Origin of the sequence: Sphingopyxis sp. EG6, from assembly GCF_003609815.1 — a bacterium.
GTDB lineage: Bacteria > Pseudomonadota > Alphaproteobacteria > Sphingomonadales > Sphingomonadaceae > Sphingopyxis.
The window spans coordinates 1,858,988-1,873,917 of the sequence record NZ_AP017603.1 but is presented as its reverse complement, the minus strand read 5'-3'; the positions used below and the strand labels follow the sequence as shown (position 1 = coordinate 1,873,917).

Annotated in this window: 12 protein-coding genes; 6 read left to right on the top strand and 6 right to left on the bottom strand. The window is 66.0% G+C overall.

From position 1 onward, the window contains the following. Positions 1 to 36 precede the first annotated feature (36 nt). Positions 37 to 3,525, top strand: coding sequence for a DNA polymerase III subunit alpha (dnaE, locus tag SPYCW_RS09190; RefSeq protein WP_120216536.1), 3,489 nt, complete (start codon positions 37 to 39; stop codon positions 3,523 to 3,525). A gap of 79 nt (positions 3,526 to 3,604) precedes the next feature. Next, on the top strand, positions 3,605 to 5,203 hold the full coding sequence (locus tag SPYCW_RS09185; protein WP_120216535.1) for a long-chain fatty acid--CoA ligase: 1,599 nt from the start codon (positions 3,605 to 3,607) through the stop codon (positions 5,201 to 5,203). A 46-nt stretch (positions 5,204 to 5,249) separates the two neighbouring features. Here SPYCW_RS09185 and SPYCW_RS19530 read toward each other — a convergent pair whose 3' ends face one another. From SPYCW_RS19530 to SPYCW_RS09160, 6 genes are all read right to left on the bottom strand, one after another. Continuing rightward, a complete protein-coding gene (locus SPYCW_RS19530) occupies positions 5,250 to 5,402 on the bottom strand; it encodes a hypothetical protein (RefSeq protein ID WP_443029473.1) in 153 nt (50 codons plus the stop codon). Further along, the gene (locus SPYCW_RS19525; protein WP_443029467.1) at positions 5,336 to 5,500 is read right to left on the bottom strand and encodes a hypothetical protein; all 165 of its coding nucleotides are present in this window, start codon (positions 5,498 to 5,500) and stop codon (positions 5,336 to 5,338) included. Before SPYCW_RS19525 ends, SPYCW_RS19530 begins: the two co-directional genes overlap by 67 nt. A gap of 95 nt (positions 5,501 to 5,595) precedes the next feature. Beyond that, complete coding sequence (locus tag SPYCW_RS09175; RefSeq protein WP_172595466.1) at positions 5,596 to 6,684, bottom strand: PA0069 family radical SAM protein; 1,089 nt, start codon at positions 6,682 to 6,684, stop codon at positions 5,596 to 5,598. A 138-nt stretch (positions 6,685 to 6,822) separates the two neighbouring features. Next, entirely contained in the window at positions 6,823 to 7,347 is a 525-nt protein-coding gene (gene moaB, locus SPYCW_RS09170) for a molybdenum cofactor biosynthesis protein B (protein ID WP_120216534.1), read from the bottom strand. Continuing rightward, positions 7,337 to 9,106 (bottom strand): lytic transglycosylase domain-containing protein, encoded by a 1,770-nt coding sequence (locus tag SPYCW_RS09165; protein ID WP_232014899.1) that lies wholly within the window; start codon positions 9,104 to 9,106, stop codon positions 7,337 to 7,339. Before SPYCW_RS09165 ends, moaB begins: the two co-directional genes overlap by 11 nt. 12 nt (positions 9,107 to 9,118) lie before the next feature. Next, the gene (locus SPYCW_RS09160; protein WP_120216532.1) at positions 9,119 to 9,907 is read right to left on the bottom strand and encodes a uracil-DNA glycosylase family protein; all 789 of its coding nucleotides are present in this window, start codon (positions 9,905 to 9,907) and stop codon (positions 9,119 to 9,121) included. Positions 9,908 to 10,025: 118 nt separating this feature from the next. On the opposite strand from SPYCW_RS09160, the gene SPYCW_RS09155 reads away from it, so the two are divergent. Genes SPYCW_RS09155 through SPYCW_RS09140 form a run of 4 tightly spaced genes read left to right on the top strand, consistent with a single transcriptional unit; the run spans position 10,026 to position 14,911 of the window. Next, a complete protein-coding gene (locus SPYCW_RS09155) occupies positions 10,026 to 11,681 on the top strand; it encodes an electron transfer flavoprotein-ubiquinone oxidoreductase (protein ID WP_120218210.1) in 1,656 nt (551 codons plus the stop codon). Between the two features lie 4 nt (positions 11,682 to 11,685). Then, the gene (locus SPYCW_RS09150) at positions 11,686 to 13,335 is read left to right on the top strand and encodes a tetratricopeptide repeat protein (RefSeq protein WP_232014898.1); all 1,650 of its coding nucleotides are present in this window, start codon (positions 11,686 to 11,688) and stop codon (positions 13,333 to 13,335) included. Next, the gene (locus SPYCW_RS09145) at positions 13,332 to 14,183 is read left to right on the top strand and encodes a 4-(cytidine 5'-diphospho)-2-C-methyl-D-erythritol kinase (RefSeq protein ID WP_120216531.1); all 852 of its coding nucleotides are present in this window, start codon (positions 13,332 to 13,334) and stop codon (positions 14,181 to 14,183) included. Before SPYCW_RS09150 ends, SPYCW_RS09145 begins: the two co-directional genes overlap by 4 nt. Continuing rightward, positions 14,180 to 14,911 carry an N-formylglutamate amidohydrolase gene (locus tag SPYCW_RS09140; RefSeq protein ID WP_120216530.1) on the top strand — a complete coding sequence of 244 codons (732 nt, stop codon included), beginning with the start codon at positions 14,180 to 14,182 and terminating at the stop codon, positions 14,909 to 14,911. Before SPYCW_RS09145 ends, SPYCW_RS09140 begins: the two co-directional genes overlap by 4 nt. Positions 14,912 to 14,930 lie beyond the last annotated feature (19 nt).

Sequence of the window (14,930 nt, the reverse complement as noted above, 5' to 3'; positions counted from 1 at the left end):
TTCACAGAATCACTCGACCCGCATAGCGTCACCCCCATGGCCTACAGCCCCTTTGTCCCCCTGCGCGTCTTTTCCAGCTACACAATGCTCGAAGGGGCGATCGAGCCCAAGGCAATTGCCAAGGCGGCGCGCGAGCGGGGGTTTCCGGCGATCGCGATCTGCGACCGCAACGGGCTCTATGGCGCGATGGCGTTTGGCGAGGCGTGCAAGGCGGCGGGGGTGCAGCCGATCGTCGGCGCGCTGCTCAGCGTTGCGCGGCCGGGGCAGCGGCTAGCGAATGGCGCGCCGTTGATCGACTGGCTGGCGCTCTATGCGCAGGACGAGGCGGGTTATAACAATCTGTGCGCGCTGGTGTCGGCGGCGCATCTTGGGCGCCCGGTCGAGCAGGAACCGCATGTCACGCTGTCCGACATGGCGGGCAAGACCGAAGGGCTGATCTGCCTGACCGGCGCCGGCGAAGGCGCGCTGGCGCGCTTGCTGGCGGGCGAGCAGCAAGGTGCCGCCGAGGATTATGTCGAGCAACTCGAAGCGCTGTTCGGCGGGCGGCTCTACATCGAATTGTCGCGGCGGAACGATGCGACCGAGATGGCAGCCGAAAACGCGCTGATCGATCTCGCTTATGCGCGCGCGTTGCCCATTGCGGCTACCAACCCGGCGAATTTTGTCGAGCCGCAGTTCCACGCCGCACACGACGCGATGCTGTGCATTGCGCAATCGGCCTATGTCGAAAGCGAAGACCGGCGCGTGTCGAGCCCCGAGGCGTGGCTGAAGCCTGCCGAGGCGATGGAAGACGCGTTTTCGGATTTGCCGGAGGCTATCCGCAACACGCTGGTGATCGCGCAGCGCTGCGCCTTCATGGCGCCGAAGCGCGCGCCGATCCTGCCCAGCCTGGCGGGTGACCGCGAGGGCGAGGCGGCGCAGCTGAAGGCCGACGCCCATGCCGGGCTCGCGGCGCGGTTGGCGCTCTATCCTGATCTGACCGATGAAGAGCGGCAGGCCTATGTCGAACGGCTCGATTTCGAGGTCGACGTCATCACCCAGATGGGGTTCCCCGGCTATTTCCTGATCGTTGCCGACTTCATCAAATGGGCGAAGGCGCAGGATATTCCGGTGGGGCCGGGGCGCGGGTCGGGCGCGGGCAGCGTCGTCGCCTGGGCGCTGACGATCACCGATCTTGATCCCTTGAAACTCGGCCTGCTGTTCGAACGCTTCCTCAATCCCGAACGCGTGTCGATGCCCGATTTCGACATCGATTTCTGCGAAACGCGGCGCGGCGAAGTCATTCGTTATGTGCAGGAAAAATACGGCCGCGATACCGTCGCGCAGATCATCACCTTCGGAAAGCTGAAGGCGCGCGCGGTGCTCAAGGACACCGGTCGCGTGCTGCAGATGAGCTATGGGCAGGTCGACCGGCTGGCGAAGCTCGTGCCCAACCATCCGACCGATCCCTGGACGCTCGAACGCGCGCTGAACGGCGTCAGCGAGCTGATGACCGAATATAAGCAGGACGATGGCGTGCGCCGCCTGTTCGACATGGCGCGCCAGCTGGAAGGCCTGCCGCGGCACAGCTCGACGCACGCTGCTGGCGTGGTGATCGGCGACCGCCCACTTGACCAGCTGGTGCCGCTCTATCGCGATCCGCGATCGGACATGCCGGTGACCCAGTTCGACATGAAATATGTCGAGAGCGCGGGGCTGGTGAAGTTCGACTTTCTGGGCCTCAAAACGCTGTCGGTGCTGAAAGAGGCGCGGCGGCTGCTCGCGCTGCGCGGGATCGATGTCGATCTCGATACGCTCGGCTGGGAAGACCCCGCGGTGTACGAGCTGCTCCAGCGCGGCGAGACGGTCGGGGTGTTCCAGCTGGAATCCGAGGGCATGCGGCGCACGCTGTCGGCGGTGAAACCGACCAATTTCGGCGACATCATCGCGCTCGTCGCGTTGTACCGCCCGGGGCCGATGGACAATATCCCGCTGTTCGGGGCGCGCAAAAACGGGCGCGAGCCGATCGCCTATCCGCACCCGCTGCTCGAGGGCATCCTCGCCGAAACCTATGGCATCTTTGTCTATCAGGAACAGGTGATGCAGGCGGCGCAGATCCTCGCCGGCTACAGCCTCGGCGGCGCCGACCTTTTGCGCCGCGCGATGGGCAAGAAGGTCCAGGCGGAGATGGACGCGCAGCGCGACACTTTCGTCAAGGGGTGCGGCGAGCATAATGGCATCGATGCCAAAGCCGCGAACGAGCTGTTCGATTTGATCGACAAGTTCGCGGGCTATGGTTTCAACAAGAGCCATGCGGCGGCTTATGCCTTGCTGTCGTATCAGACGGCGTGGCTGAAGGCGCATTATCCGCACGAATTCTTTGCGGCCTCGATGTCGTTCGACAGCCACCAGACCGATAAATTGTCGATCTTCATCGACGACATGCGGCGGCTGGGGGTCGCGGTGGCACCGCCATCGATTAACGACAGCGAAGCCGATTTTTCGGTCGGGCAAAGCGACGACGGGCTGGCGGTGCGGTACGCGCTCGGCGCGCTGAAGGGCGTCGGCGAACGCGCGATGGAGGCCTTGGTCGCCGAGCGGCGCGCGCGCGGCGATTTTGCAAACCTCGACGATTTCGCGAACCGGATCGACCCCAAGCTGCTCAACCGGCGCCAGATCGAGGCGCTGGCGGGGGCGGGGGCATTCGACGGGATCGAGCCTAATCGCCCGCGCGCCTATGCCGGAGCCGAAAGCCTGCTCGCCTGCGCCAACAGCTCGGCGCACGAGCGATCGACCGGGCAGGGTGGGCTGTTTGGCGGCGACATCGACGTTGCGCCGGTGCTGCAACTGCCCGCCGCCGAACCCTGGACGCTCGCCGAACGAATGACGCGCGAGAAGGAGGCGTTCGGCTTTTACTTCTCGTCGCACCCCGTCGAGCAATATGAGGCGATCGTCGCGGCGCGCGGGGCGCGAACCTATGGCGATATTTGCGCCAATGTCGAAATGACGCCGGGTACGCGCCTGCCGATGGTGATGGCGGGCATGGTCGAAAACGCCAAGGCGCGGGTGTCGCAGCGCGGCAACCGCTTCCTGAACCTGACCTTGTCCGACCGCAGCGGGCAGTTCCAGTCGAGCTGTTTCGACGAGCAGACGTGCAAGCTGCTGGAAACGCTGGCGGTCGATGGCGGCTGCGCGATCCTGTCGGTCGAGCTCGACCTGCTGGAAGGCGAAGAGACGCCGCGCGTCACGGTGCGCGGTGCGCAACCACTAGCGGAAATTGCGGCGACCGCGGCGCTCGAGCTGACGTGCCGCGTCGCGCTGCCCGAGGCGATTGCCGAGATGGCGCGGTTGCTGGAAAAGCGCGACGATGCGCGCGGGCGCGTGATCGTGTTGACCGAAGATCCGACGACGGGCGGCGACATCCGGATCAACCTCGGCCGCGGCTTTGCGCTTGGTCCCGATCTGGTCGCGCGGTTCGAAACGATCGCGGGGATCAGCGAAACCGCACTGTCGCTGGTCACGCCGCGCGATTTCCGGATGCGCTAATCCCGGTTCACGCTTGCGTAAAGCGGCGTCCTCGCCTTATTCCTTGAGGAAACAAGAGAGGAATGCCGAGATGTACGGAATGCAGAGCCAGCCGCTGCTGGTCACCAGCCTGATCGACCATGCCGCGCGCGAACATGCGGGGCGCGAAATCGTCTCGCGCTGGGCCGACGGCAGCATGACGCGATCGAACTGGGGTGAGGTGGGGTTCGACGCACGGCGCTTTGCCGCGGCGATGACCCGGCTGGGCATGAAGAAAGGTGACCGCATCGCGACGCTGGCGATGAACCATGGCCATCATCTGGTCAGCTGGTACGGCAGCGCGGGCATGGGCGGGGTGCTGCATACGGTCAACCCGCGGCTGTTCGACGAGCAGCTGGTCTATATCATCAACCACGCCGAGGACCGCGTGCTGCTGTTCGACGCGATGTTCCTGCCGATCGTCGAGCGGCTGCGCGGGCAGTTGCCGACGGTCGAGCATTTTATCCTGTTCGATGCGCCGGCGCAGGATGGCTATTTGTCCTACCGCGACCTGATCGATGCCGAGGACGGCAGCTTTGCGTGGGTCGATCTCGACGAGCGCGATCCGGTCGGGCTGTGCTACACGAGCGGCACGACCGGCAATCCCAAGGGCGTGCTCTACGAGCATCGCTCGAACGTCATCCACGCGATCACCGAGATCCAGCCCGACGTGTTCGACATGTCGAACCGCAGCGTGATCCTGCCGATCGTCCCGATGTTCCATGCCAATAGCTGGGGCATTCCGTTCGCGGCGGCGACGGTGGGCGCCAAGCTGGTGTTTTCGGCGACCAACGATGCCGCGGTGCTGTGCGACCTGATGCACGGCGAGGGCGTGACGCACAGCGCCGGGGTGCCGACGGTGTGGATTGCGATGTTCGCGCATATGGACGCGACGGACATCGATTATGGCAAGCTGCACCGCGTCATCATCGGCGGATCGGCCTGCCCGCGCGCGATGATCGAGCGCTTCATGAAGGCGGGGATCGACGTCGGCCACGCCTGGGGGATGACCGAAACCAGCCCGATCGGGACGATGGGCAAGCGCCCGTGGAACTGGGACGAGATGAGTTTCGACGAGCGCGTCGATGTCGTGGCGCGGCAGGGCTGTCCGCCGTTCGGGGTCGAGCTGCGCATCGTCGATGACGAGGATGAAGAGCTGCCGCGCGACGGGGTGAGCAGCGGGCGGCTGCAATGCCGTGGGCCGTGGATCATCCAGCGCTATTTCAAGGCCGATGCCGACGCCGCCGACGCCGACGGCTGGTTCGACACCGGCGACGTGTCGGTGATCCACCCCGACGGGGTCATGCAGATTACCGACCGCGCCAAGGATGTGATCAAGTCGGGCGGCGAATGGATTTCGTCGATCGAACTCGAAAATGCCGCGATCGGCGCGCCGGGGGTGCAGGAGGCGGCGGCGGTCGGCGTCTATCATCCGAAGTGGGACGAGCGGCCGATCCTGCTGATCGTGAAGAAGCCGGGTGCCGAGACGGACGAGGCGGCGATCGTCGATTACCTCAAGGACAGGGTCGCGAAATGGTGGCTGCCCGATGAGGTGGTGTTCGTCGACGAGCTTCCCCATACGGCGACGGGGAAGATATTGAAGCGTCAGATCCGGGATGATTACAAGGATTATAAGCTGCGGTCGCTGGTGGGGGTTTAGTTTGCATTGTCGCCCCCGCGGAGGCGGGGGCCGCTGGCCGCATGGCTCAGCCGTTGATGGTCTCGAAAAGGTCGGCCCATTGAGGGTTGGTCTCAGAAATCAGCCGCAGTTTCCAAACGCGGTTCCATTTCTTCAATGCCTTTTCGCGGGCAATCGCTTCGTCGATCCGGTCGAAAGATTCAGCGTAAACCAGCTGCACCAGTTGCCACTTCCGGCAAAATGCCGAACCGTTCCGTTGCGATGTGGGAAAATTCTGGCGGACAGGTTGTCCGTGACGCCGATATAGAGGATTCCCATCGGCTTATTGGCCATTATGTAAACATAGGCGTTTCGCATCGAGTTCGCCTCCATTACGCCAGCGGCCCCCGCATTCGCGGGGGCGACGGTTTAGTTCAGAACAGCTCCATCTGTCCGTCGCGCTCGGGCGGTTTGAACAGGTCGCTGCGTAGCGGCGGAAAGCGGCGGTCCAAGCCATGTTCGCGTGCGGCGCGTTTGACGCGGGTGCGGATGAGCTGCGCCCAGACGCCCTGACCCTTCATGCGGGTGAAAAACCCCGCGTCATTGTCCCGGCCGCCGCGGATGTCCTGCACCATGTGCATCACCTTGTCGGCGCGGTCGGGGTAGTGGGCGGCGAGCCAGGCGCGGAACAGCGGCGCGACCTCGAACGGCAGGCGCATCAATATGTAGGAGGCGCGGATCGCGCCAGCTTCGGCGGCGGCAGCCATGATTGCCTCGATCTCGTGATCGGTGATCGCGGGGATGATCGGCGAGATGTTGACCTGTGTCGGTACCCCGGCGTCGATCAGCGCGCGGATCGCGGCGAGGCGGCGTTTGGGATGCGGCGCGCGGGGTTCGAGGATGCGGGCGAGCACGGGATCGAGCGTCGTCACCGAAATCGCGACGCCGACCAGATTGTCGCGCGCCATGGCGGCGAGCAGGTCGATATCGCGCAGCAGTCGGTCGGATTTGGTGGTGATGAGTAGCGGATGCTTGGTTTCGGCGAGCACCTCGATCACCGAGCGGGTGATGCCCCATTCGCGCTCGATCGGCTGGTAGCCGTCGGTGTTGGTGCCGATCGCCAGCGGCGCTGCGCTATAGCCGCGCTTGGCCAGCTCGGCGCGCAGCAGCTTGGCGGCGGCGGGTTTGGCGAACAGGCGACTTTCGAAATCGAGGCCGGGCGACAGGTCGTGGAAGGCGTGGGTCGGGCGCGCGTAGCAATAGATGCAGCCATGTTCGCAGCCGCGATAGGGGTTGATCGAGCGGTCGAAACCGATGTCGGGCGAGCTGTTGCGCGCGATGATCGTTTTGGGATACTCGACGGTGACGGTGGTGCGGAGCGGCGGCGGCGCGCCGTCGATCCGTTCGGCGGTGTCGAGCCAGTCGCCATCGGGCTCGCGGTTGAGCGAGCCGGTGCGTGTCGGGCGCGGGTTCGCGGGTGCGCCGCGACCAGCGATCGGGGGGAGGAGTTTGGCGGGTTCCACTGACGCGCATTATCTGTTCAATGAGAACAAATAAAGAACAAATTGTTCGTCGTCCCCGGGAAGGCGGGGGCCGCTAGGGGCTTACGCAGCGGAGTGGAGAAGGACGGCTTGCGGCCCCCGCCTTCGCGGGGGCGACGATCATTCGGTGAGCCGCGGCATCAGGTCGACGAAGTTGCAGGGGCGGTTGCGGCTGTCGAGCTGGGTCGCCAAAATGCCTTCCCACGCGTCGGTGACCGCGCCGGTCGAGCCTGGGAGTGCAAAGATGTACGTGCCGCGCGCAACGATGGCGCAGGCGCGCGACTGGATCGTCGAGGTACCGATCGTCTGGTAGCTGAGCCAGCGGAAGAGTTCGCCAAAGCCGGGAATGTCCTTACCGTCGAGCCGGTGGAGTGCCTCGGGCGTCACATCGCGCCCTGTCAGCCCGGTGCCGCCGGTGGTGATGACCACGTCAACCTCGGGATCGTCGATCCAGTTGTGCAAGCGCGAGACGATCAGGTCAGTCTCGTCCTTGATGATCGCGCGCGCAGCAAGGATATGGCCCGCGCCGGTCAGCAGTTCGGCGAGCTTGTCGCCCGAGCGGTCTTCGGCCGCGCTGCGGCTGTCCGAAATCGTCAGCAGCGCGATCCGGACCGGCTTGAACGTCAGGCTTTCATCAATCGGCATTGGCCATGCCGCCCGCCCAGGTCAGCCGGGTGCGGTCCTTGCCGTCGGGGAAGCGCGGCCATTTGCCCTGCGCCAGCGCAGCGCGGCTGACCGAAGGTTTGCCCTGCTGCGCTTCGTACATCCAGTAATTGCGCAGCACGATGCCGACATAGCCGCGCGTTTCCCAATAGGGGATCGATTCCATGTACAGCAGCGGGTCGCCATTATCGCGAATTTCGGACTGCCAGCGGGCGATCGGTGCGGGACCGGCGTTATACGCGGCGATCACCTTCGGCAGCTGCCCGCCCGTCGAGGCGTCGCGGGCGAGATATTGCAGATAGCTTTGCCCCATGTCCATGTTGACCGCGGGGATCGACAGGTCGCGCGTGTCGATGCTGTCGCCGCGCCAGCGCGCGACGTCGCGCGCGGTGCCCGGACGGACCTGCATCAAGCCCTTGGCGCCCGCGGGGCTGACCACGGCGCGCTGGAAGCGCGATTCCTGCAGCGTGTGGGCAAAGACCAGCGCCGGATCGACCTTCCACCCGCCATTGGGTTCCCATTTGGGCTGCGGATAGCGCGCCTGTGCCGCCGGCTTGCGGCCCTGCGGGGTGTTGTGGGCGAGATAGAGCTGGGTTTCGGGCAGGCTGAGCGCCCCCGCCATGGCGAGCAACTGGTCGTGCTGGCGCGCGTCGCCGATCCGCGCCTGATGGCGGAGCACGGCGTCGGCATATTTATCCTCGCCGATTTCGGCGAGCGCCATCGCGGCGCGGACATTGGGCAGGTTTTCGAGTGCGCGCCACGCGCTGCGGTCGGCGCGGACGAGCTCGCGCTGATTGTTGGGGGCGATGCCGAGCGTTTCGACCGCGAGCATGCCGTAGAAGGTTTCTTCATTAGCGGCGGCGGCGCGCAGGCGCGATTGCACTGACGCGGGTTCGCCTGCGGCGATCGCCGCGCGCGCGGCCCAATAATAAGCGGCGGCGCGCAGCTCGCTGTCGGGCGCTTCGCGTGCGACCCGATCGAAGGCGGTTAGGGCAGTGCGATAGTCTTGGGTGCGCCACGCGGCGAGCCCCTGAACCCACGCGCCCTGCGTCGACCAGGCGCTGCGCCCGCCCGAACATTCCGCGGCGAGGCGCAGTGCATTCGCATCGTCATTTTCGATATAATAGGACCAGGCGACTTTCTGGCGCCATTCGTCGCGGGCTTCGGGCGACAGCCGGTCGGCGACCGCATTCAGCAGGGCTTCGGCGCCTGCCGGATCGTCGTTCTTGATCCGGTCGGGAATGGTACGGGTCAGCGCGGCGGCGGCGGGGTCGCCACTGATCGCATCGGCGCCGAGACGGCGCGGCGCGCTACCGGCCCAGGCAAGGCGGGCCTGCAAAGGCAGCGTCGGCAGATCGGTGGCGCCGCGTTTGGTCGCCAGGCGGCCAAGCTGTTCGGCCTGCGGCAGATGCGGCGAGCGCGACAGGATCGGCATGATGTCGGCGACTTCGGCGCGCGGGCTGTTCGCGGCGGTGAGCAGTTCGGCGCGCAGGAAGTCGGTGAGCGGACCCCCCTTTGCGTCGGCATCGGCATTATCGAGCAAGGCCTTCGCGTCGGCCCAGCGCTGGCTGCGGATCGCTCTCAGCACCTCGGTATATTGTTGTTTCTGCTTCGATGTCAGGATGTCGGGCACGGTTTGCGGCGCCGCAACGACGTCGCGGCTGCTGGCATCGGCCGCCAGCGCGGGCGTTGCGACAACAGCCGCCGCAAAAATTCCGCTTGAGATCAAAGTTCTGGTCATCATTTTCATCTGTCAACGTCCCCGGTTGAACAGTTTCAGGCTGTCCCAGGCCGCTGCCTTTTGCGCGGGCCGGGCCAGGAGCATCGTCGGATGCGCCACCGCCACCGCCGCCACCTTGCCGCCGTCTTGGTTAATTTCGAGTAACTTGCCGCGCGTGTCGGGCAATTCGCTGGCTGCCGCCATGCGGACGATGTCGCTGCCGATCAGCAGCAGTCGTTCGGGCCTTGCCAGCCGCAGATGGTGCCATAGCAGCCGGTCGAGCTCTGCCGCGTCGCGGCTGTCGCAGCGCCCGCCCGCGGGACGGGTAATGGCAAGGCTGGCCACGTAGGATTCGGCGCGCGTCGTACCGATCGCCGCGAGCATCGCGTCGAGCAGTTTTCCGGCCGCGCCGGAGAATAGCGCGCCGCTTTGCTGATCGTCGATTTCAGGCCAGGCGGTGAGCAGCATCAGCGCGGCGCCCGGCGCACCGATCGGCAGGACGCGGCGGGCGTCCCACTGGCTGCCCGGCACATCGTCGCCGGTCGCCAGCCATTGCTGGAAATCGCCCCAGTCGTCCGGGAATATGACGGGTCCCTTGTTTTCAACGACTTCCGGAGCTTCGGGGCGCTGCAAAACCGCGGGTAGCGGGGGCAATTCGGGTTCCGACGCGCGCAGCGCCTTTGGCTTGGTTGCCGCAGCGTCATTCGCCGGTGGCGCGACAAGCCAGCCCGCCGGTTCATCGCCGACAAGCGCATCGACGCCCGCCAGCGACCACCAGTCGCAAATGCTTTCCGCCAGCAACGCAGAGTTACGCCCACCCATGAAAATGTTTGAAACAGACAGTTGACGGGCGCGTCAATTGGCGGGCATCGCAATTCGTGACAGAATGAGCGCCCGACGCGATGAACGTCGGCGCTGGGACGGCAGAAAGGTATTTGCGGTGAGCGAACGGGAATCGATGCCCTATGACGTGGTCATCGTCGGCGCGGGGCCGGCGGGGCTTTCGGCGGCAATCCGCCTAAAGCAGCTTGCGAACGACGCGGGCAGCGAATTGTCGGTCTGTATCCTGGAAAAAGGGTCCGAAGTCGGCGCGCACATCCTGTCGGGCGCGGTGATCGATCCCAAATCGCTCGACGAACTGTTGCCCGAATGGCGCGACATGGGCTGTCCGATGGCCGAGGTTCCGGTCAACGATAACCAGCATTGGGTGCTGACCAAGACCAAGAAGTTCAACCTGCCCGAGTTCATCTCGCCCGGCTTCATGCATAATGAGGGGACCTATACGGGCAGCCTGGGCAATCTTTGCCGCTGGCTGGCCGAGCAGGCCGAAGCGCTGGGGGTCGAAATCTTCCCCGGCTTTCCGGCCGCCGAAATCCTTTATAACGAGGATGGATCGGTCAAGGGCGTCGCGACGGGCGACATGGGCATTGCGCGCGACGGCAGCCACAAGGGCGATTATGCGCCGGGGCTGGAGCTCCACGCCAAATATACCTTCTTTGGCGAAGGCGTGCGCGGGCATCTGACCAAGATGCTGAAAAAGCAGTTCGCGCTCGACGCTGATTGCGAGCCGCAGGTCTATGGTCTGGGGGTCAAGGAATTGTGGGACATCGACCCCGAACTCCACGCACCCGGGCGCGTGATCCACACGCAGGGCTGGCCGCTCGACGAAAATGCCAATGGCGGCGGTTTTCTCTATCATCAAGCGAACGGGCAGGTCGCGCTGGGGTTCGTCACCTGGCTGAACTATCGCAACCCCCACATCTCGCCGTTCCAGGAAATGCAGAAGTGGAAGACGCATCCCGAGATTGCGAAAATCCTGAAGGGCGCCAAGCGCGTGTCCTATGGCGCGCGCGCGATCAGCGACGGCGGCTATCAGTCGGTGCCGAAGCTGGCGTTTCCGGGCGGCGCGCTGATCGGCGACAGCGCCGGCTTCCTGAACGTCCCGCGGATCAAGGGGACGCACACCGCGATGAAGTCGGGGATGATGGCAGCCGAGGCGGCGTTCGCCGCGGTGACCGCCGGGCGCGGCAGCGATACGCTGGACGGCTATAAGGCCGCCTATGACGACAGCTGGGTCAAGAAAGAGCTGAGCGTCGTGCGCAACGTGTTGCCGCTGGTCGAAAAATGGGGCGACCTTGCCGGAACGATGCTGGCCGGGATCACGATGTGGCTCGAAACGCTGAAGATCAAAGTCCCGTTCACGATGAAGCATCATCCGGATAACGAGAGCCTGTACCGCGCCGACATCATGCCGAAGCCGGATTATCCGAAGCCCGACGGCGTGCTGACCTTTGACCGCCTGTCGTCGGTGTTCATTTCGAACACCAACCATGAGGAAGACCAGCCGGTCCATCTGCAGCTGAAAGACCCGTCGATCCCGGTCGCGTACAATTTGCCGCTGTATGACGAGCCCGCGCAGCGATATTGCCCGGCGGGGGTGTATGAAATCGTCGGCGAGGAAGAGGGCGACCCCAAGTTCGTCATCAACGCGCAGAATTGCGTCCATTGCAAGACGTGCGACATCAAGGATCCGACCCAGAATATCAACTGGGTCACCCCCGAAGGTGGCGGAGGCCCAAATTACCCGAACATGTAAGCTCGTGCGGGTTTTTCTGGCGGTCGGCGCGCTTGCCGCCGCGGCGCCTGCGCAGGCCGCCGACGATGGCGGCCCGGCGCTGAACGCGCTGGTGCGGGCGCGGTTGGCCGAGGAGGGCGGCGAGCCCGCGGCGGCGCTGGCGGCGTTGACCGATGTCTCGAGCCTGGCGCCGGGCCTTCCCGGGGTGCGCGGGCGAATATTGGAACAGGCGATCGAAGCGGGCGACCTTGCGGCTGCCCGAACCGCGGCGTTGCAGCTGTGGACCGCGGGCGATCGCCGGTTCGATGCGCAGCTGGTGCTGCTGGTCGATGCGATGCGGCGGGCGGATTGGAAGGCCGCGCGCGATGCCATGGCGGGGCGCAGCGACAAGACGGGGGCCGATACGATCGCGCGGTTGATCCTGCCAACGGTCAACGCGTGGATCGATGTCGGTGCGCGCGAGAAACAGCCCGAACGGCATTTGCTGGACGTCAGCGGCCGGTCGCGCCCCGAACCGGCGCTGACATTGCAGGTCGCGCTGGTGCAGCTGGCAACCCGGCGCGCCGATGAAGCGGCGGCGCTGACCGACGAGATTGTCCTGACCGACCGGACGAGCCAGCTGGTCGGGTTGCGGCTGGCTGCGACGCTCGACAAGGCGGGTGAGGGCGATGCCGCGCAGCGTCTGCGCGGACGGATCGCGCTGGCGGCGGGACAGCGCGAGGATCCGATGCTGTTGCTGCCCGATCAGGCGGTGACGACGCCGCGCGCCGGGGTGGCGCAGTGGCTGGGACTGCTCGCCGATGGATTGGCGCGGGTGCCGAACGGCAACGCAAAACTGCCGTTGCTGTTCTCGCGCGCCGCCTTTTGGCTGAACGACGCCGATTGGGCGGTGCGCGCGACGCTGGTCGAGGCGCTCGATCGCAATGGGCAGCAGGCGGCAGCGACGGCGCTGATCGATGGTGGGCGCGCGGACGTGCCGCCGGTGCTGGCGATGCGGCGCGCCGAATTGCTGGCCGATGGCGGCGACCTCGCGGGGGCGGCCAAGCTGGCCGAAACGGCGGCGGCGGGCGATGCGCCGCGCAGCCTGCTGGTGCGGCTCGCCGATATAGCGCGGCGGTCGGAGGATCCGCAGGCTGCGGCGCGCGCTTATGAGCGACTGGAGGCGGCGCTGGGGGAAGACGAAGGCGACCAGATATTGCGCGGTTCGCTGCTGATCGCGCGCGCCGAACTGCTACTGCGGGCGGGCCAATGGGATGCCGCGGCGCCGCTGATGGAACGCGCGGTGGCGCTGCGCCCGAACGATGCCGCGGTGCTCAATTTTGCGGGCTATTCGGCGCTCGAACGGCGCAAGGATGTCGAGAAATCGCTGGCGCGGATCGAGGCGGCGTGGCGGCAGGAACCGCAAAACGCGAGCATCACCGACTCGCTTGGCTGGGCCTATTTTCTGACCGGGCGCACCGACGATGCGGTCGCGCTGCTCGAAAAGGCGCAAGCGGGCGAGCCGGCCAATGCGGTGATCGTCGAGCATCTGGGCGATGCTTATTGGCAGGCGGGGCGCAAGTTTCAGGCACGCTATACCTGGCGCGCGGCGGCTTTGCTCGCCGAGGCCGAGATGGCGACGCGGCTGGCCGCAAAGCTGCGCGACGGGCTGACGCCGGCGACGACCGCGCCATGAGCGACGCGATGATCGAAACCGGTTGGGCGAAAATCAACCTCGCGCTCCACGTCCGCGGGCGGCGGAGCGACGGTTATCATGATATCGAGACGCTGTTTGCCTTTGTCGATGGCGGCGACGCGATCGTTGCCGAGGTGGCGGACGCCGATCGGCTGACGATCGAGGGCGAGTTTGCCGAGGGGCTGAGCGCGGGCGCCGACAATCTGGTGATGCAGGTGTTGGCGCTGCTGCGGGCGCGCCATGGTGCCGAGCGGGTCCCGTCGCTGGCAGTGACGCTGACCAAGAATTTGCCGGTCGCGGCGGGGATCGGCGGCGGCTCGGCCGATGCGGCGGCGATGGCACGGCTGCTGCGGACGCATTTCCTGCCCGAACTGGGCGATGGCGTGCTGGCGCGGGTCATCAGCCCGCTCGGCGCCGATATCGCTGCTTGTGTCGCGAGCGCGACCTGTCTGGGGGTCGGGGTCGGTGAGGAATTGCGCGCGGTGCCTGAGCTGCGGCTGGGCGGGACGCCGGTGCTGCTGGTCAATCCGCGCCAGCCGGTTGCGACCGGTCCGGTGTTTGCGGCGTGGGACGGCATCGACCGCGGTCCGCTTTATGGCGACCCGGCGGGGCGGGCGCAGTTGCTGGCGGCGCGCAATGATTTGCAGCGTCCCGCGACCGCGCAATGTCCGGCGATTGCCGATGTATTGCTCGAGCTTGGCGCGCTGCGGCCCTGGCTGGCGCGGATGTCGGGATCGGGCGCGACCTGTTTTGCATTGTTCGATGCACCGGCGGAGCGCGATGCTGCGGCGGTTTCGCTGGCGCAAAGTCATCCGCACTGGTGGCAGCTGGCGGGTGCGCTGCGATGAGCGAGGCGTGGCGCCAGCTGGGCACTCCGCGCACGGGCGGAATCCTGCTGATCGCCGATCATGCGTCGAACCATGTTCCCGATGACATCGACCTCGGAATCGATCCGGCGCTGCTGACCGACCATATCGCTATCGACATCGGGGTCGCCGAAGTGGCGGCGCTGCTGGTCGAAAACGGCGCGGTCGATGCCGCGATCCTCGGCAGGGTGTCGCGGCTGGTGGTCGATTGCAACCGCGACGAGGAAGCGCCGGGGGTGATGCCGATCGCCAGCGACGGGCATGCGGTGCCTGGCAATGCGCTCGACGATGCAGGCCGCGAGGCGCGGCTGGCGCGGTTTTTCCGGCCCTATCACGATCATATCGTGGCGACGATCGCGGCGCATCGACCGGCGATGATCCTGTCGCTGCACAGCTTTACGCCGGCCCTGTCGGCGCATCCCGATCAGGCGCGGCCATGGCATGTCGGGGTGCTCTACAACGAGGATGACCGGCTGGCGGGGGCGGCGATTGCGGCGCTGGCAGCGGAGGGGCTGACGGTTGGCGACCAGCTTCCCTATTCGGGCAAGTTGCTCAATGCGACGATGAACCGCCATGCCGAGGGCAATGCCATTCCCTATGTCGGGATCGAGATGCGGCAGGATCTGGTCAGCGATGCGGCGGGGCAGGCGCTGTTTGCGCAGCGGCTTTCTCGCATGTGCAGCAAGCTTGCATTGTATCCGGGCGAATAGGCGTGTAGAGGCGCGTTTC

Coding starts and splice junctions, on each gene's coding strand:
- SPYCW_RS09165 (WP_232014899.1), bottom strand. CDS start 9,106: ATGACCAGAACTTTGATCTCAAGCGGAATTTTTGCGGCGGCTGTTGTC.
- SPYCW_RS09160 (WP_120216532.1), bottom strand. CDS start 9,907: ATGGGTGGGCGTAACTCTGCGTTGCTGGCGGAAAGCATTTGCGACTGG.
- SPYCW_RS09185 (WP_120216535.1), top strand. CDS start 3,605: ATGCAGAGCCAGCCGCTGCTGGTCACCAGCCTGATCGACCATGCCGCG.
- SPYCW_RS19525 (WP_443029467.1), bottom strand. CDS start 5,500: ATGGGAATCCTCTATATCGGCGTCACGGACAACCTGTCCGCCAGAATT.
- SPYCW_RS09145 (WP_120216531.1), top strand. CDS start 13,332: ATGAGCGACGCGATGATCGAAACCGGTTGGGCGAAAATCAACCTCGCG.
- moaB (WP_120216534.1), bottom strand. CDS start 7,347: ATGCCGATTGATGAAAGCCTGACGTTCAAGCCGGTCCGGATCGCGCTG.
- SPYCW_RS09140 (WP_120216530.1), top strand. CDS start 14,180: ATGAGCGAGGCGTGGCGCCAGCTGGGCACTCCGCGCACGGGCGGAATC.
- dnaE (WP_120216536.1), top strand. CDS start 37: ATGGCCTACAGCCCCTTTGTCCCCCTGCGCGTCTTTTCCAGCTACACA.